The 19,614-nt window shown below is 35.4% G+C and carries 14 protein-coding genes and 1 pseudogene; 3 read left to right on the top strand and 12 right to left on the bottom strand.

What is annotated here, in order from left to right; genetic code table 11:
• Positions 1-94 precede the first annotated feature (94 nt).
• The 4 genes from pflA to parE form a co-directional block, all read right to left on the bottom strand.
• Complete coding sequence (gene pflA / locus BW731_RS11340) at positions 95-868, bottom strand: pyruvate formate-lyase-activating protein (RefSeq protein ID WP_079348258.1); 774 nt, start codon at positions 866-868, stop codon at positions 95-97.
• A 79-nt stretch (positions 869-947) separates the two neighbouring features.
• A complete protein-coding gene (gene pflB, locus BW731_RS11335) occupies positions 948-3,194 on the bottom strand; it encodes a formate C-acetyltransferase (RefSeq protein ID WP_079348257.1) in 2,247 nt (748 codons plus the stop codon).
• A gap of 304 nt (positions 3,195-3,498) precedes the next feature.
• Positions 3,499-5,955 carry a DNA topoisomerase IV subunit A gene (gene parC, locus BW731_RS11330; protein WP_079348256.1) on the bottom strand — a complete coding sequence of 819 codons (2,457 nt, stop codon included), beginning with the start codon at positions 5,953-5,955 and terminating at the stop codon, positions 3,499-3,501.
• A gap of 28 nt (positions 5,956-5,983) precedes the next feature.
• Positions 5,984-7,999, bottom strand: coding sequence for a DNA topoisomerase IV subunit B (parE, locus tag BW731_RS11325; RefSeq protein WP_079348255.1), 2,016 nt, complete (start codon positions 7,997-7,999; stop codon positions 5,984-5,986).
• A gap of 262 nt (positions 8,000-8,261) precedes the next feature.
• On the opposite strand from parE, the gene BW731_RS11320 reads away from it, so the two are divergent.
• Positions 8,262-9,467, top strand: coding sequence for an MFS transporter (locus tag BW731_RS11320; protein WP_143592787.1), 1,206 nt, complete (start codon positions 8,262-8,264; stop codon positions 9,465-9,467).
• 43 nt (positions 9,468-9,510) lie between these two features.
• Here the strand turns inward: BW731_RS11320 and BW731_RS11315 are convergent, their stop codons facing one another.
• Positions 9,511-10,140: a DUF1361 domain-containing protein gene (locus BW731_RS11315; protein ID WP_233120490.1), complete on the bottom strand. Its 630-nt coding sequence runs from the start codon at positions 10,138-10,140 to the stop codon at positions 9,511-9,513.
• A gap of 41 nt (positions 10,141-10,181) precedes the next feature.
• Positions 10,182-10,370 (bottom strand): hypothetical protein, encoded by a 189-nt coding sequence (locus BW731_RS11310; RefSeq protein ID WP_079348253.1) that lies wholly within the window; start codon positions 10,368-10,370, stop codon positions 10,182-10,184.
• 163 nt (positions 10,371-10,533) lie between these two features.
• On the opposite strand from BW731_RS11310, the gene BW731_RS12665 reads away from it, so the two are divergent.
• Entirely contained in the window at positions 10,534-10,707 is a 174-nt protein-coding gene (locus tag BW731_RS12665; RefSeq protein ID WP_158080218.1) for a hypothetical protein, read from the top strand.
• A gap of 281 nt (positions 10,708-10,988) precedes the next feature.
• Here BW731_RS12665 and BW731_RS11305 read toward each other — a convergent pair whose 3' ends face one another.
• Positions 10,989-12,338, bottom strand: a complete 1,350-nt coding sequence (locus tag BW731_RS11305; protein WP_079348252.1) for a glucose-6-phosphate isomerase — start codon at positions 12,336-12,338, stop codon at positions 10,989-10,991.
• Between the two features lie 117 nt (positions 12,339-12,455).
• A complete protein-coding gene (gdhA, locus tag BW731_RS11300) occupies positions 12,456-13,802 on the bottom strand; it encodes an NADP-specific glutamate dehydrogenase (RefSeq protein WP_079348251.1) in 1,347 nt (448 codons plus the stop codon).
• Positions 13,803-13,933: 131 nt separating this feature from the next.
• Between gdhA and BW731_RS11295 the strand changes: the two are divergent.
• A pseudogene (locus BW731_RS11295) lies at positions 13,934-15,204 on the top strand (NAD(P)/FAD-dependent oxidoreductase).
• A gap of 23 nt (positions 15,205-15,227) precedes the next feature.
• Here the strand turns inward: BW731_RS11295 and BW731_RS11290 are convergent.
• The 4 genes from BW731_RS11290 to BW731_RS11275 form a co-directional block, all read right to left on the bottom strand.
• The gene (locus tag BW731_RS11290) at positions 15,228-16,940 is read right to left on the bottom strand and encodes a hypothetical protein (protein WP_079348250.1); all 1,713 of its coding nucleotides are present in this window, start codon (positions 16,938-16,940) and stop codon (positions 15,228-15,230) included.
• Positions 16,941-17,117: 177 nt separating this feature from the next.
• Positions 17,118-17,618, bottom strand: coding sequence for a Cys-tRNA(Pro) deacylase (ybaK, locus tag BW731_RS11285; protein WP_079348249.1), 501 nt, complete (start codon positions 17,616-17,618; stop codon positions 17,118-17,120).
• Positions 17,619-17,620: 2 nt separating this feature from the next.
• On the bottom strand, positions 17,621-18,394 hold the full coding sequence (aroD, locus tag BW731_RS11280) for a type I 3-dehydroquinate dehydratase (protein WP_079348247.1): 774 nt from the start codon (positions 18,392-18,394) through the stop codon (positions 17,621-17,623).
• Positions 18,395-18,424: 30 nt separating this feature from the next.
• The gene (locus tag BW731_RS11275; RefSeq protein ID WP_198931946.1) at positions 18,425-19,600 is read right to left on the bottom strand and encodes a class I SAM-dependent rRNA methyltransferase; all 1,176 of its coding nucleotides are present in this window, start codon (positions 19,598-19,600) and stop codon (positions 18,425-18,427) included.
• Positions 19,601-19,614 lie beyond the last annotated feature (14 nt).

Raw genomic sequence — 19,614 nt, 5'->3', positions numbered from 1 at the left:
ATCCAACTTAAGAACGATTTTCTATCAGACCATCTGTTGAGCCATTCCTAAACAAAAAAAGACTAGGAAACTTGTTCCTAATCTTTTTAACTAACTATTTAACCGGGCGCTTTTCTTTATACTTATTATAGTCTGCAGTATGAAGTAATTCTTGGGCATTTTTTACTCGTTCTTGAGTTGGTGGGTCAATTCCTTTTAATGGGTAATCAATTCCTAAGTCTTTCCATTTGAAAAGCCCCATTGTGTGATATGGCAACACTTCGACTTTGTCGACATTTTTTAATTCTTTTATGAAATCGTCTAGACGAACTAAAAATTCATCATAGTCTGTTCTTTGCGGTACTAAAACATGTCGAATCCATACAGGTTGACCAATATCAGATAAATACTTAGCCATTTCAAGAATGTTATCATTAGTATGCATTGTTAGTTCTTTGTGACCTTGTTGATCGATATGTTTGATATCAAAAAGAAACAGATCAGTGTATTTCAACATTTCATTGAATTTACTAAAAAATGGTTCTTCAAAAGTAAATGGTTTACCACAAGTATCCACCGTTGTATGAATCCCATGTTTTTTTGCTTTTTTAAACAAATCAATGATGAAATCAAGTTGAAGTAATGGCTCACCACCACTAATTGTAATGCCGCCATCTTCGCCCCAGTAAGATTTATAACGTAGAGCTTCTTCTAATATTTCATCAGTTGTCACTTCACGTCCTCCACCGATTTTCCAAGTATCAGGATTATGACAAAACTGGCAACGCATTTTACATCCTTGCATAAAGACTATAAAACGTACACCTGGACCGTCAACTGTCCCTAAATTTTCTGTTGAGTGAATTCTTCCTGTTACTGATTCTGTCATTATCGTCACTTCCTAACTTTGCTTTTAAAAAAAGGATGACCGCTAAAACAGCCATCCTTTTATTTTACTGATTGTTTAATTACATTCTATCATGAGCAGTACGAGAAATAACGTCTGCTTGTTGTTCTGGAGTTAAATCACGGAATTTAACTGCGTATCCAGATACACGGATAGTTAAATTTGGATATTTTTCTGGATGAGCTTGAGCGTCTAATAATAAGTCAGTTGTAAAGACGTTCACGTTCAAGTGGTATCCACCTCTATCGAAGTAGCCATCCATTACGTTACGTAAGTTGTTTATACGAGTATCATCATCTTTACCTAAACCATTAGGGTTAATAGTTTGTGTATTTGAGATACCGTCTAAAGCTGATGTGTAAGCAAGTCTTGCAGTTGAGTTTAATGATGCTAAAAGACCATTTTTCTCACCTAAGAATTTACCATCTTGGTAACTTGGGTTAGCACCTGGTGCTAATGGTTTACCTGCACGACGTCCGTCTGGTGTGTTACCAGTTGCTTTACCATAAACAACATTAGAAGTAATCGTTAATAATGATGTTGTAGGTGTTGAGTTTCTATAAGTATGTTGACGTTTAATTTGAGTCATGAAGTAATCTAAGATCCAGTTTGCCATAGCATCTGCTTCTTCATTGTCATTTCCGTAAGTTGGGAACTCATTTTGTGGTACATAGTCAACTGCTAAACCATCTTCGTCACGGATAACTTGTACGTTACCATGTTTGATAGCCATGATACTATCAGCCGCATGAGAGATACCAGCGATACCTGTTGCGAATGTACGTTTTAAGTCAGTATCCATGAATGCTAATTGTGGTGCTTCATAAGCATATTTATCATGCATGTAATGGATAACGTTTAATGTATTTACATATAATTCTGCTAACCAATCTAACATATCTTTGTAACGAGTGATGAATTCATCATAGTTTAATGTATCACCAGTCATTGGACGGAAACGAGGTGCAACTTGTGCTTTTGTCACTTCGTCAACCCCACCGTTGATTGCATATAACACAGCTTTAGCTAAGTTAGCACGAGCTCCGAAGAATTGCATGTCTTTACCCATAACAGTGGCAGACACACAACAAGCAATCGCACAGTCATCTGATCCCCAGTTAGCACGTAATAAATCGTCATTTTCAAATTGGATTGAAGAACTTTCTTTCGCAATTTTAGCTGCGTAAGTTCTGAATCCTTCTGGTAAATGAGAAGAATACAATACTGTTAAGTTTGGTTCTGGAGATGGTCCCATGTTTGTTAATGTATGTAAGATACGGAAATCATTTTTAGTTACTAATGAACGTCCGTCAATTCCCATACCAGCAATTGATAATGTTGCCCAAATTGGGTATCCAGAGAATAATTGGTTGTATTCAGGCGTACGAGCAAATTTAACCATACGTAATTTCATAATTAAGTGGTCAATTAATTCTTGTGCTTCAGCTTCGTTGATTACGCCATTTTCTAAATCACGTTGGATATAGATATCTAAGAATGCAGAGATACGTCCGATTGACATAGCTGCACCATTTTGAGATTTAATGGCTGCTAAGTAACCGAAGTATAACCATTGGATAGCTTCTTGAGCGTTTTTAGCAGGTTTAGAAATATCAAATCCGTAGTAAGTCGCCATTTCTTTAATGTCAACTAATGCTTTGATTTGATCAGACACTTCTTCACGTAAACGGATAACATCATCTGTCATCACTTTGTTACCTACGTTAGATAAGTCTTTTTTCTTTTCAGCGATTAAGAAGTCAATTCCGTATAATGCTAAACGACGGTAGTCACCGATAATACGTCCACGACCATAAGCATCTGGAAGACCTGTAATAATTTTATTTTTACGAGCGGCTCTCATTTCTGGAGTGTAAGCATCAAATACACCTTGGTTATGAGTTTTTCTCCAGTCAGAAAAGATTTTAGTCATTTCATCATCAACTTCGTATCCATTTGATACTAAAGCGTTGTTTGCCATGTTAATACCACCAAATGGCATGAATGCTTGTTTCAATGGAACATCAGTTTGTAACCCAACGATTTTTTCTTCTTCTTTAATTAAGTAACCAGGTTCATGTGATGTTACTGTAGCAGGGATGTTATTATCCATGTCATAAACACCATTTTGTTCGTGTTGAACTTCAAATAATTCTTGTAGTTTTGTCCATAATTTTTCTGTGCTGTCAGCAGCTGGCTCTAAGAAACTGTCGTCACCTTTGTATTCTGTGTAGTTTGCTTGAATAAAATCTCTAACATCCACAGTTGTGCGCCATTTACTACCTTTAAATCCGTCCCAGTATCCCATAATATGAGAACCTCCTTAAGTTAGTTGTTTCAAAGTTTTATTTTTAATTTCTTTACATGTTCAGTATAACACAAAAACAGATTCACGCAAGTGTTATAGTGAAAAAAAATACAATTTTTGTTAAAAAAAACACAATATGCTTTTAATCGCGTGTTTATACAGTTTCTTAAGGTTTTATTAAGGAGGCTAAAGTGTAACAACTGTTCTACTTTACTGTACCATCTGTATTATAACAGCGATTACATTTCATATTGTGTCGTATAACAGAAAAAGAAGAAACCATTAAACGATTTCTTCTTTTTAACTATTCTATGTTCTCTTTTTGTGAAATACTTATCTTGGTGATTTTGCCATCTGTTTTTTCATTTGTCGCAAATGATCCGTTAGACGTCCGATCATTGACAGGTATGTCTTTTACATCCAATGTATAACTTGCACCATTTTCAGTTTCTACTATTATTAACTCATTTTGATCATTTGTTGAAAGACTAGCATAGACACGATGCGGATTATTTTTCAATTCTCTTAAAACCATCAAACCACGTTTGGCACGGCCTAATTTATTAATCTCAAGAATATCCATTTTCTTAACCGAACCTCGTTGTGTCACAAGTGTCACGAAATGCTCTTTCGCATCACTTAAGAAAATATGGGTGGAAACTAAATAGTCTCCCTCTTTTAAGTTAATAGCTTTCACGCCTGACGCTTTTGCGCCAACTGTTGGCACCTCGCTTAAATCATAACGTAAACCAAAACCTAAATGACTAATTAATGTGACATCATAAGCTTTTGTAGAATCAATTAAGTTAGCGCTAATCAACTCGTCTGTCTCTGTTTTAAGCTTCATACACATCAACGGGCGACTCTTATATGTTCGCCAGCTAGCAAATTCATTCATCAATGTGCGTTTAATCATTCCTTCTTTTGTGACAAAGACAAATTCTGTTGTATCGTCTAGGGTTTCATATGGAAATACTTTTAAAATCTGCTCATTTGGTAAGAGTGTACTCAATGTTTGTGAAAAATGTTCACCGACATCCTTCCATCTCTTATCTGTTAATTCATGCACAGGTCGATAAATTATATTCCCCTTTGTTGTAACAAACAACACGTGATGATGGGTATTTAATTGACCGGAATAAATCAATTCATCGGTGTCTTTCATTTCGATGTCGTCTTCTTTTGAGGCACCGTATGAACGTAAGCTACTACGTTTCACGTAACCTTCTCGTGTGACACTAACCATCACATCTTCTTGCGGCACAATGACAGCTGTTTCAATATTGATTTCTTCAATCTTATCTTCTAACACAGTTCGTCTATCTGTATCATAGTTTTTCTTCACTTCTCGAAGCTCTTTTTTCATGACTTTTAATAATTCGCTTGGGTTATTAATGATTAATTCAAGTGCTTTGATTTGCTCTTCCAACTCAGCTGCTTCTTGCTCAAGCGCTGTGATATCTGTATTGGTTAAGCGGTATAATTGTAGTGACACGATAGCTTCTGCTTGTTCTTCACTAAAATCATGCGCTGAAATCAAATTGTCTTTGGCATTCTTTTTGTCTTTACTTTGACGAATAATACGAATCACATCATCTAAAATAGACAAAGCTTTCATTAAACCTAAGACAATATGCTCGCGTTTTTTCGCTTTATTTAAATCAAACTGACTTCGGTCAATAATCACTTGTTTACGGTGAGTGATGTAGCCTTCTAAAATATCTTTTAATCCCACTTGTTGTGGTCTTAATTGGTTAATTGCCACCATATTGAAGTTATAATTCACTTGAAGCTCTGTATTTTTCAGTAGATAGTTTAGAATTCCTTCTGCATCCACTTCTTTACGTAGCTCAACAACAATACGCAATCCAGTTCTGTCTGTTTCATCTCTGACCTCTGATATCCCTTCTACGCGTTTTGTTAAACGTAACTCATCCATTTTTTTCACTAAGTTGGCTTTATTGACTTCATAAGGAATTTCCGTAATCACGATTTGCTCTCGTCCACCTTTTAGTGGTTCGATTTCTGTCTTAGAGCGAATAATCACTCGTCCCTTTCCAGTTTCGTAGGCTTTTTTCAATTCTTTTTTCCCTTGAAGAATCGCACCTGTCGGAAAATCTGGTCCCGGAATAAATTCCATTAATTTTTCCACACTAGCATTTGGGTGATCGACTAAATAAATAGTGCCATCTATCACCTCACCTAAATTATGTGTCGGAATTTCTGTCGCATAACCGGCTGAAATTCCTGTTGATCCATTAACTAATAGGTTAGGAAATCCTGCGGGTAAAACAGTTGGTTCTTTTTCTGTGTCATCAAAGTTCCAAACAAAATCCACGGTTTCTTTTTCGATATCTTTTAATAATTCACCACTAAGTTTTGATAAACGTGCTTCAGTATAACGCATCGCAGCAGGAGGGTCACCGTCCATACTCCCGTTGTTCCCATGCATTTCGATTAACGGCTCACGTAACTTCCAATCTTGACTCATACGCACCATTGCTTCGTAAATACTACTATCCCCATGAGGATGATAATTCCCCATAATATTTCCGACAGATTTTGCCGATTTTCTAAAACTTTTTTCATAAGTATTGCCGTCTTTATTCATCGAAAATAGAATACGACGTTGAACAGGTTTTAATCCATCTCTTATATCAGGTAAGGCTCTATCTTGGATGATGTATTTTGAGTATCGACCAAATCGGTCCCCCATTACATCTTCAAGACTAAGATTTTGAATCCCATGCTCTTGATTCATTCTTGTTCTCTCCTTTTATTGGTACTAACTAATCAAATAAATTTATTTCTTCGATGTCTTCTACATCATGAGTTGTCTGTTCCTCAATGATGTCATGGTTTTCTAAAATACTACCATCTTCTTCTAACGTAAATTGAACATGTTCTTCAATCCATTTACGACGTGGCTCTACTTTATCTCCCATTAAGGTTGTCACACGTCTTTCGGCACGAGCAGAGTCATCAATGGTCACACGAATCAAGGTTCTTGTGTCAGGATTCATCGTTGTCTCCCATAACTGGTCTGCATTCATTTCACCAAGACCTTTGTAACGTTGGATTAAGTAACCTTTACCCATACGTTTTGTGATATCAGCCATTTCATCATCTGTCCACGCATATTCAAGCTGTTCAGTCTTACCGCGACCTTTACTCACTCGATAAAGTGGTGGCAAAGCGATATAAACTTTCCCTGCTTCGACTAGTGGTTTCATGTAGCGATAGAAAAATGTCAGTAGAAGTACTTGAATATGTGCCCCATCTGTATCCGCATCGGTCATGATGATGACTTTATCGTAATTCACATCATCTATTTGAAAATCAGGACCAACACCAGCACCGATTGTATAAATCATGGTATTGATTTCTTCATTTTTTAATATGTCTTGTAGTTTTGCTTTTTCAGTGTTAATAACTTTCCCTCGAAGTGGTAAAATCGCTTGAAATTTTCTGTCGCGGCCTTGTTTAGCCGATCCTCCGGCAGAATCCCCTTCGACTAGGTATAATTCATTTTTCTTTGGATTACGTGACTGAGCTGGCGTTAATTTACCAGATAGTAAGGATTCACCCTTGCGACGTTTTTTTCCATTACGACTATCTTCACGGGCTTTTCGTGCGGCTTCTCTTGCTTCACGAGCTTTTAGAGCTTTTTTGACAAGCATTTGTGATAAATCATTGTTTTCGAGTAAGTAAAATCCTAATTGGTCACTAATAACTGTTTCAACAATCGTCCTAGCAGCAGGTGTCCCTAATTTACCTTTTGTTTGTCCTTCAAATTGAAGTAAATTTTCTGGTATACGCACACTAATAATCGCTGACAATCCTTCTCTAAAGTCACTGCCTTCAAGGTTTTTATCTTTTTCTTTTAATAAACCTGTTTTTCTAGCATACTCATTAAAGGATTTGGTTAGAGCTGTCTTCATCCCAACTTCATGCGTTCCACCATCTCTTGTACGTACGTTGTTTACAAAAGATAAAATGTTTTCAGAATAGCCATCATTATATTGGAAGGCAAATTCAACTTCGATGCCTTCTTTTTCGCCAGCAAAATAAACAATCGGTGATAGATCATCTTTGCTTTCATTTAAGTAAGCAATAAATTCTTTAATCCCATCCTCGTATAAAAAGACGTCTTCTTTTTCTTGGCCTTCACGTTCATCTGTTAACGTGATTTTAATGCCTTTAAGTAAAAAAGCTGACTCTCTTAAACGCTCTGATAACACATCATATGAAAACACTGTCGTCGAAAAAATTGACGCATCTGGTTTAAATGTAATCGTTGAGCCATTTTGTTTATTTGACGTTTTACTCTTTTTAAATTTGCCATCTGTGTGTCCACCATCTTTAAAAGCTAGTGTCGCCATTTGGCCATCTTTTATTGTTTCTACCGTAAGTGAACTTGATAAGGCATTTACGACACTTGCCCCAACACCATGAAGACCACCTGATGTTTTATAACCACCTTGACCGAACTTTCCTCCCGCATGTAACACAGTAAAAATAACTTCTATAGTAGGTTTTCCTGAAGCATGGATACCAGTTGGCATACCGCGACCATAGTCTTTCACACTGATACTATTATCTTTATGTATGGTGACATCAATTTCCGTTCCATATCCTGACAACGCCTCATCAACTGCATTATCAAAAATTTCAAAAACCAAATGATGTAATCCTTTAGAGTCTGTTGATCCAATATACATCCCTGGACGTTTTCTTACCGCCTCTAGACCTTCTAATACTTGAATGGATGAATCATCGTATTGTCTATTTATTTCTTTTGACATAGGTAAACTCCTTTTCTAGCATCATAACGTAAACAAGTTAGTTGCTTGTTCTAATCAATAATAGGCTATCTTTTCGCCGATGTAAAGAACAGGTATTCCCCCATTCTTTTGCAACATCACTTATTCTATAATAAAACAAGACATCTTGCAAAGTCACATTTTTTCCGAAAATTATATGAAGTTTTTAAATTTAATTTACAACGTTTTAAAAAAACTGTATATTTAATAAATACTGATATTGTTAGTAGGAAAGGATATGCGTATGAACAACACAAAAAATCAAGTAAATTTATCTCTTTTACTCTCGACATTATTTTTAGGCTACGTGATAGTCTATATCGATAAATTGTCTGTTGGTATTTCAATTATTTCAATTAGTAAAGACATCCCCATGACAGAAAGCCAAAAAGGACTTATTTTGAGTGCTTTTTTTATTGGATATGCTATCATGCAAGTCCCAATGAGTTTTGCAATTAATAAATTTGGTGCAAAAAAAGTGCTAATCTGGTCCGTCTTTATGATTGGGGTATTTGATTTAATCTTTAGCTTTGGTCAAACAGTGACGATGTTATTAGCCATTCGTCTATTAACCGGAATGTTAGCTCACTCTGGTTACCCATCAGCATCAAGTAAAGAAATCATCGATCATTTTCCAATAGAACGACGAACATTTGCTAAAGGAATTCTCATTTCATCTTCTGGTATTGCTGGTGTGATTGGTCCTGTTTTACTCTCACCAATCATTGACAAATACAACTGGAAATTTGCTTATATATTACTAACTATTTTAGCCATTGTAGCGTCATTCATTATTGCAAAAGGAATTCCAACTCCACAAAAACAAGCAGAAGAAATGATTAAAGAAGACACTGAAAAAGTTTCCTTACTAAAAATTTGGAAAAACCGTAACATCTGGACTTTATTTGCAGCTGCTTTTTTTGTTAATAGCTTACTTTATGGTATTAACAACTGGTTACCGAGCTTTTTAACCAGTCAACGTGGGATTACATTAACACAATCAGGTTTTGTCAGCTCATGCGTTGGTGTATTTGCTTTGGTTGGAGCAATTGGTGGTAGTTTTGTTGTCAGCAAGTTTTTCGCTGATAAAGACACGCTTGTGATTAAAATAATGGCTATCATCGGTTCATCTCTTGTCTTTTTATCTTATTATGTGCACTCTTTAGCTTTGTTCATCCTTATATTAGGTTTAGCAACATTAAGTATGACTGTTGCCTTTGTTACCTTGATGACCATTCCGTTAAAAGTGTTTACTGGAAAAAATTTCGCCCCAAGCTACTCAACCATCTCAACTGGTGGTATTCTAGGTGGTGCGACTGCTCAAATTATCATTGGTGCCTTAGTTGATAGTTCAGATTCGTATTTATCAGCTTTCATTTATTTCCTAGCACTTGGTATTTTAGCTGCTGCATCTTTAATGTTCCTTAAAAAAGGAGCAGAAAACTATTAAAAAAACTCATCGAACTTATTTTCATAAGTTGTCGATGAGTTTTTTAGTTTAATTTTGATAACTGTCGATTCATGGTCATCACACCTATAATACATAAATGTAAAAATAAAAATAGTAACACTATTTCTAATTTTACAACTGACCAATCAAAGAAGATGGTTTTAAACACATACCACGGTCTACTGAAAATATCAATCGAATGAAATCGCGGTGGAAATCTTCCAGCGTAAATTCCTAGTGACGATAAGAAACAAATTGACGTTAAAGCTAGATTGACTTGTACTGTTGATAAATCATATCGTTTTTTAGTATACATCATGAGTTTAAGAAGTTGACCAAATCCTAAAAGAACAAAACTAAAAACCGATAAAAAAAGAACGATTGTCAACGCCCAATCACTTAAGTTTTTAATACTATCACCGGTAAATTGATTATATATATTTAATATATCCATATGAATAATATCTGTCACTAAATATGGTATATTAGGGAAATAGAGCATAAATAATGCTGCTATACCTAGCTTTAAATAAGAATGTTTCACACGAAAAAACTGAAATGATAATTCTAGTGGAATATAAGCTAAGAAGATATTTAATGATAAGAATGAAAAACGTGTATTGTATGCACCAATAATTATAAACACACTCATAAATCGTACAATATTTTTCATCTTTTCACCCCCAAAAAACTTTGTGTCATAACTATTAATCTTTAATGATTAATTAAATTTCTAAAATATAATAATTCTTCCATCATCTCTTTGTTAACTCGCCCACCTTGAATCATCTGATCAATTGCAGTATTATACAACTGATTAAAACGACCCATATCAACATTTTCTTCTAAAACGAGTATAGCCTTTAAATGAGATAGTTCCTCAACAAAATCTTTAGCCATCATAAACTCTTTCTCCTTAATAGTCTAATTATTCCTATCTCAGTATTATACCATCTTTTATCACTAATAAAAAATATTTCACAAAATAATCTCATATTTCAAACACTTTTTTTGTTCATCTTTTGCTATAATATAATAGTAGAATGACTAAAGGTGGGTGAAACGTATGATTTATATTGATAAAGAAAAATTTGCTCAATCTGTTTTAATGTCTGAAAAAAAAGAGTTGACTCTTGAACAAAAGTTAGATTTGTACGTCAAGGCAATGGAGTTAGCCGCTCAGCACAACAAGGAAATTCCAAAACCAAAAATGAATATGTTCGGGACTAAAGCACCCTAATCATTCCTTCCAATTAATTGGAAGGTTTTTTGATCTTTTCAAGTACTCTTTTGTACTTGAGATAATCAACATATATACATTCTCCTTTTGATAAGTGTAAAGTAACTCTAACTAAAAGTTGATTATATTTTATTTTTAATCATCTCTTAGGCTAGTTTTCTTAGTTGTGGTATCCTCTTATCTTAACTAATTATAGGAATGAATTTTACATTTAATACCTTGTAAATCGTGTCTGGCATTAAAAAAGTGCCTGGCAATATTGCCAGACACTTATATTAGTCTTATTTAAGACGTTCATTTAATTCTTTTGCTAACTCTTCAAAGCCTGGTTTTCCAAGTAAAGCAAACATATTTTTCTTGTATGCTTCTACACCTGGTTGGTCAAATGGGTTTACGCCATTTAAATAACCAGAAATACCAACTGCGATTTCAAAGAAGTACATTAAGTAGCCTAGTGTATAAGCATCCGTTTCAGGGATATTTACCACAAAGTTTGGTACGCCACCATCTGTATGTGCTAAAAGTGTTCCTTCAAATGCTTTTGTGTTAACAAAATCAATTTCTTTTCCTTGAATGTAACCTAAACCATCTAAGTCTTGATCAAGTACTGGAATTTCCACATTTTTACGAGGTTTGTCTACTTTAATAACTGTCTCAAAAATGTTACGACGTCCTTCTTGAATGTATTGACCTAATGAATGTAAGTCAGTTGAGAAGTTCGCGCTTGATGGGTAGATACCTTTTTGGTCTTTCCCTTCAGACTCGCCGAATAATTGTTTCCACCATTCAGAGAAGTATTGTAAGTTTGGTTCGTAATTGATTAATAACTCCGTTACTTTTCCTTTACGGTATAAAATGTTACGTAATGCGGCATATTGATACGCTTCATTTTTTGTTAAATCATCAGAGCTGTAAGCAACACGAGCGTCAGCAGCACCTTTCATTAACTCATCAATGTTAGCACCTGTTACAGCGATTGGAAGTAATCCAACTGGTGTTAACACAGTGAATCGTCCCCCAACATCATCAGGAATAACAAAGGTTTCCCAACCTTCAACGTCAGCTTCTGTTTTAACAGCGCCACGTGCTTTATCAGTTGTTGCATAGATACGTTTGTTTGCTTCTTCTTTACCGTATTTTTTCTCTAATAAATCTTTAAAGACTCTAAAAGCAATCGCTGGTTCAGTAGTTGTACCAGATTTAGAAATAACATTCACTGAGAAGTCTTTGTCGCCAATAATTTGGATTAAATCAGCTAAATAAGTTGAGCTGATAGAATTTCCAGCAAAGAATACTTGTGGTGTTTTTCTTTCTTCGTTATCTAAAAGATTGTAGAATGAGTGGTTTAAAAAGTCGATAGCAGCTTTAGCTCCTAAGTATGATCCACCGATTCCGATGACGATTAAAATATCTGAATCTGATTGAATTTTTTCTGCTGCTTTTTTAACGCGAGCAAATTCTTCTTTATCATAGTTTTCTGGTAAGTCAATCCAACCACGGAAATCATTTCCTGGTCCAGTTCCCTCACGCAATGTATTGTGGGCTGCAGTAACTTCTGCTTGCATGTAACCTAATTCATGCTCACCAATAAATGTACCGACATTTGAATAATCAAAACGAATATGTGACATAATCATCCTCCTAGTAATATGTGATTCTTCGTACAAGAATACATACCTATTCTACCATTTTTTTGAATTTTGCACATCTTTTTCAGATAGTTTATAACAAAACGTGGAGAATTTTTATTACACAAGTCCTTGAGCTAACATTGCTTTAGCCACACGCTCGAATCCAGCGATGTTTGCGCCAGTTAATAAATCGTCTTCTTGTGCATATTCTTTTGCCGTTGTCGCACATGTTTCGTAGATGTTTTTCATGATGTTATCAAGTTCTGAATCAACTTGTTCGAAAGTCCATGGTAAACGTTGTGCGTTTTGCGCCATTTCTAAAGCAGATACTGCCACACCACCAGCGTTTGATGCTTTACCTGGACAATACACCACACCTGATTGAGTTAATTTGTGTAGAGCTTCAAGTTTAGTCGGCATGTTCGCACCTTCTGCTAATACTTTTACGCCGTTTTTGATTAATACGTCCGCTTCGTCAAGTCCAATTTCATTTTGAGTCGCACATGGTAAAGCCACTTCATAAGCAATGTCTTCTGTCCAAATTGACGCATTTTCAACATATTTTGCATTTGGTTTTGCCGCAGCGTATTCACTTAAACGACCACGTTTTACTTCTTTGATTTCTTTGACTAATTCACAATCCACGCCATCTTCATCAATGATGTAACCAGAAGAATCTGAACAGCCTAATACTGTTGCACCTAATTCTTGTGCTTTTTCAATCGCGTAAATTGCCACGTTACCACTACCTGAAACCATTACACGTTTGCCTTTTAATGAATCCCCTTTGTCTTTAAGTAAGTACTTAACAAAGTAAACTAATCCATAGCCGGTTGCTTCAGTACGAGCTAAACTTCCCCAGAAAGCTAATGGTTTACCAGTTAAAACACCTGCTTGATACCCGTTAAGACGTTTGTATTCACCATATAAATACCCAATCTCACGACCACCAACACCCATATCACCAGCAGGAACGTCCATGTTTGGGCCAATATGTTTTTGTAATTCTTGCATAAAACTTTGACAGAAACGCATGATTTCGCCATCTGATTTGCCTTTAGGGTTGAAATCACTTCCCCCTTTACCGCCACCTATTGGTAATGAGGTTAAACTGTTTTTGAAAATTTGTTCAAACGATAGGAATTTCATGATACTTTGATTGACAGAAGGATGAAAACGTAATCCACCTTTGTATGGTCCTAAAGCTGAGTTGTATTGAACACGATAACCAGTATTCACCATCCACTCACCTGAATCTGACATCCATGGAACACGGAATTCGATTAAACGTTCAGGTACAATTAACTGACCTAGAATGTTTTTCTCACAGTAAACCGGATTTTTTTCTAAAAATGGTGTCACTGTTGTTAAGAATTCTTCCACTGCTTGGATGTACTCTGGTTGGTAACCATACTTCTCTTTTACTTCGTTCAACATACTTGTTACATAATCTTTTGCTGACATAATGTATCATTCCCTTCTTTAACATAGTTAGTATTATATATTATTTTATTAAAAAAAAAAAATATTTTCTCATCAAATTTTAAAAAAAGTATGATAGACTAACAATTCAATAACGAAAGGAGTGACACTAGATGAGTGTAGATGTCATTGTCATTGGTGGAGGAACAAGTGGTATGATGGCCGCCGTTTCCGCCGCAGAAAAAGGTGCTCGCGTCATGATTATCGATAAAAATAAAATGCTTGGAAAAAAATTACGTTTAACTGGCGGAGGTCGATGCAATGTTACAAATAACAGAGCGCCCGAAGAAATTATTTCGTTCATTCCTGGTAATGGAAAATTTCTATATAGTACTTTCTCACAATTCAACAATTATGACATCATGGAATTTTTTGAAAGCCACGGTGTGCACTTAAAAGAAGAAGATCACGGGAGAATGTTTCCTGTTGCCAATACGTCAAAAGCGATTGTTAATGGGCTATTTGACCGTTTAGCTGAGTTAAATGTTGAGTTAAAAATGAAAACAACCGTTAAAAAATTATTAGTGACTGATGGCAATATCACTGGCGTTGTGACTGATACAAAAGAAGAAATTAACGCTCCTTGTGTCGTTTTAGCCACTGGTGGTAAAACATATCAATACACTGGTTCGACTGGAGATGGGTACACGTTAGCTAAAAAAGTTGGGCACACCATTACGAAATTATTCCCCACTGAGTCACCTCTTTTATCAGAAGAGCCATTCATCCAAAGTCGCGAACTTCAAGGCTTATCGTTACGAGATATTGGGTTATCGGTAATTGATGAAAAAGGAAAAGTCGTTGTCACTCATGAGATGGATGCGTTGTTTACCCATTCTGGTATTTCTGGTCCTGCAGCACTTCGTTGTAGTATGTTTGTCAATCAACTACTAGAAAAAGGACAAAAAATGTCACGATGTCTCTCGATTTATTTCCACTAAAATCTGAACAAGATATCAAACAGCAAATTGTTTCTATTCAAAAAGAAGATGGAAATAAATCAATTAAAAATGCGTTAAAACCATTGATGCAAGAACGGTATCTCGAGTTTTTACTTACTCGCAGCGGGATTGACACACAAACACCTTTCAAACAAGTAACGGAAAAAGAGATTGATACTCTTGTTGGTGAAATCAAACACCTTACGTTTACAGTTAATAAAACCTATCCACTTGATAAATCGTTTGTCACAGGTGGTGGGATTAGTCTAAAAGAAGTGAACCCAAAAACAATGGAAAGTAAATGCGTTAACGGCCTATTTTTCTGTGGTGAGTTACTAGATATTAATGGCTACACTGGTGGGTTTAATATTACCGCGGCGTTTTGTACGGGACATGTTGCTGGAGAACATGCGGCAGAAATTGCCAGTTATTTTAATTATTAAATCGAAAAAGACCTACCCTGTTTTTAATCACAAGGTAAGTCTCTTTTTCTTGTTTTAACTAAATAAAAACCATAACACAAAGCCAATAAAATAGAAAATATTCCACTGTATTTAATGGCTAACGGTGGCTCATAAGAAACAGCCAACTGATGACGCCCTTTTGATAAAAGAACAGCCAGCGTTCGCGCTGAAGACAAGGTACTTTTTAATTTTTTACCTGTCTCATCTCTTACAGTAAGTCCACTGTACCCAATGATTGGTGTCTCCACACTTGTTATTTTTTCTTTTGTCGTCACGTTTATCACGGCTGTACCTTTATCAAAACTATAAGGCATGGATACTTCCCGTTGATTGATTAAGCCGATTTCATCTCGAATTCGTTTTGTTTGATCACTTGATAGACCGGCTGGAAAATAATCTTTGTTGACTGATTTTTGATACCGTTCAGTTGTCACCACATCATGTTTACCAAACATCAAACGGTCCAAAGACCGATGAATCATCAACACATTCACACTAATCGTTGAAAGAATAACAACACCCACACTTAACCCGATCGTCATTTTTTTTACAGATAATCCTCTTACCTGACTTAAATAATCCGCTAATAAAGATGCCCCTAGAAAACTCGCGAAAAGTGTTAGAAATGGCATTAGTCGAAACGGAAATTGAATGATGGATAACGGCGTATGTTGTAATAATTGCCAGGGAAAAAGTGTTGTCAGCATAATCATAAACACAAGCGAAAAGACCAGAGATTGTTTTAACAATGGAATGTGTCTAATAACAGAATCTTTTTTCCAAATAATCTGATAAACTCCCACAACCAACGAGCACAGTAAAATCAAGCCGATGCTCATGTAATTTAGATAATTAATGCTAGACGTCATTAGCATTGTTCCTAGACCACTCGCCTCTCGTGCTAAGTCATGGACACTAACCGAACGAATAGGAAACGTCAGCATCTCATAAACGATTGGGAGTAGTGCTCCTATTGATAAAAGGCCAGTCATCATAGCACTAAATAGAAATTGTTTAAACATGTTGATTGTTAGATTTCTTCTTATTAGACTAATTAAAAACAATCCAGCTAGAACCACGACCACTAGCATTAGGGATAATAAATGAGAATAAGCAATGAGTGTTAAGCCAATAATCAACCAATGTTTCTTTGATCCCTTATCTTTTAAAATGCTATAAAAACCAGCAAAAACTAATGGGTACATCGTTAAAACGAAAAACTCCCCCAAATCAAATCGCTGATAAAAACAAATCATCCGGTAATGAGAAAACACATAGAAAAAAGAAAACACATAAGGTGTTAATTTTCTAAGTCGGTGATTTTCTTTTGGAAAACATAGCTGACTGATATAATCTGCACAACGATAAGCAATAAAAAAAGTGAGTAGATTGACTAAAAATAAATACACATACACGCCGGAAATAATCGAGTGAAAAATCATCGCAATGAGTGCAATGGGTAACACTGTTGTCAGTGTAGGATAAAATATATTAACACCATAAAAAATATCATGTTCCCCGAATCTTGCGATAGGTTGAATGTGTCCTGTTGTATTTAATTGCTCAATCGCACTAAATATCCTGGCAAAATGAAATGGGTAGTCATCTCCACGAATAATAGCAAGATGTAAACCGCTCAAATCAACCACAGGCAATAAATATAGTAATGATAAAACAAGCCAACTAGTTATGACAAATACACGTTTTCTTTTCATCTCAATTCCTTCTTCTATCTTTACATATAAAACAGTAATCGATTTAACGATTACTAGTCATTTGATTTAACTTACATAATATATCAAATAAATCATATTAGTTAACTATTCTTAAATGTTTCTTTCTGAAATTTAATAAAATATTTTATTTATAACAATAAAAAAACGATTCTAGGATTAGCCTAAAACCGTATCATCTTCTGTTAAGTCTGCATAAGTTCCACGAGTCACATTGATTAAATCAGTTGGTGACACACTCATCTGCAAGCCTCGACGACCTGCTGACACATGAATAGTCTCAAATTGTTTTGCTTCACTCGCATAAAATGTTGGAAATGATTTTTTCATTCCCACTGGAGAACACCCACCATGAATATAGCCCGTTAACTCTTCTAACTCTTTCATTGGTAGCATCTCTATTTTTTTATTGCCACTTGCTTTGGCTAGTTTTTTTAAATCTAGTGTTTTATTTCCAGGGATTACTGCGACCACTGGACCAGTTTTATTTCCCACTGTGACAAGCGTTTTAAACACTTGATTTTCATCAATGCCTAACGCATGTGCCGTTTCTAGTGCAGCTGCATGAGAATCACTGTATTCATATTCTCGTGTCTCAAATGATATTTTTTTTTGTTCTAGTTGTCTTACTGCATTGGTTTTTGCTTTTTTCTTTGACATCCTTATTTGCTCCCTCGTTTGTATCCAATCACTTCCATGCCTTCTCTTACCACGGAAATTGGTAATTGCCCTGGAGCTGATAAGTACTTACCATTTGAAGCATACGTTAAGACAGAACCATACAACTCCCCTGTCATACGAGATAGTTGTCCCATCTCTCCCATACTAATCATCACAAACGGAATCTCTGGATGATTTTCTTTTACTTTATTTGAAATTTCTAAAACATTTAAGACATCTTGTTGGCTATTTGGTGTGACTGATAATTTAGATATATCTCCACCTAATTGATGCATGTCTTTAATAGTCTCATACATATGATTTTTTTCTGGTGTCAACAAATGGTTATGTTTGGATAACAACACTTTGACATTCTTTTCTTTTGCATGCACCATAATATCAGATGGCTTTTCCAACACCATTTCAAATTCTAAATCCACCACATCAACTAATCCAGTGTCCATCATCATCCGATTTAATTTTATGTAATCGTCTAACCCAATATGTTGTCCACCACCTTCTTGCAACGTTCTATAAGTAAAAATCAGCGGTTTATCATCAATAGCATAACGTACAAAATAAGCAGCTTTTTTCATAAAACGTTCATCATGAGCATACATAAAATAATCAGCACGCCATTCAATAACATCACAATCTAATTGACTAATCCGAAGCGCCTCGGAAAATAATTCCTCAAAGTTTTTGGCAACAAGAGGCACACATACTTTTGGTTTTCCTTTTCCTAATTCAAGGTTACGTACTTTTAACTTAGACATCAAACCCCACCTATCATTTCATAATCACGTTTATTTCACTCGGTAAAAGAGTACTTTTAAATAATTTCCTTCATTAAATTCTTTCTTCACACGGAAATCTTCCGGTAGTTGATATAATTCTAAATACTCAAATGAACGATGAGTATCAGTAATTCCCATCTCTACCATTTGTTTAAATTTATCTAATGACACATTGGCCGCATTGGTTGAGGCAATTAATAATCCGTCTTTGTTTAACAACTCAACTGCTTCAGTCGTCAGTTGTTGGTAGTCTTTTGCTACGGTGAAGACTTTCTTTTTATTTCTTGCAAAACTTGGCGGGTCCATTACTACTATATCAAAAGTTAGCTGTTTTTTAAAAGCGTATTTAAAATAATCAAACACATCCATTACTATTATAGACTGATTGTCTGTTGTAAGTCCATTCACAGCGAACTGTTCTTGTGTTTTTTGTCGACTTCTTTTCGCTAAATCAACACTCGTTGTACCTACCGCACCACCCATTGCACTGGCTACAGAAAAAGCACCGGTATAACTAAACGTATTTAATACGGTTTTACCAATCGCATACGTATCCGTTAAACGACTTCTGACTTCTCGCTGATCTAAAAAGATACCCGTCATTAAACCTTCATTTAAATAAGTCGCATAGGTTACATTGTTTTCTTTTATTAATAATGGTTCTGGTGCTTGTTCACCATATATATAGGTAGACTCTGGTAAACCTTTCGCTTGGAAACGAATTTTTTCATACATACCACGAATCTCAATGTTTGATGATATCAAGGCTTTTAAGATGTTTTCTTTTAACGCGTAGATGGTTTCATTATACCATGACACAACTAAAAATCCGTCATACCAATCAATCGTCATTCCACCAAGACCGTCTCCCTCACCATTAAATAAACGAAACGCCGTCGTTGCCTCATCAGCAAAAAATGCAGTACGATATGCTTTTGCTTCATTAAATAGGTTGACTAAAAATGTGGTGTCGATTGGTTGTTGTTCGACAAAGCTAATCATCCACCCTGATCCTTTGTGTTGTTGTCCTAAATAACCATATCCTAAAAATTCTTCCTTTTCAGAATAAAAGCTTACCCAATCTTTACAAGAAATTTTCGAATCCACTAAATCTTCTGCTTTTATGAGTGGGTAATGCCCTTTATATTTTTGACTTCTTTTTTGTTTTATATATACTTTTTTCATGCAGTCAATCCCTT

This window comes from Vagococcus martis, from assembly GCF_002026305.1.
Classification (GTDB): domain Bacteria; phylum Bacillota; class Bacilli; order Lactobacillales; family Vagococcaceae; genus Vagococcus; species Vagococcus martis.
Note: the sequence above shows the minus strand (reverse complement) of the source record. Positions and strands in the feature narration are given on the sequence as shown.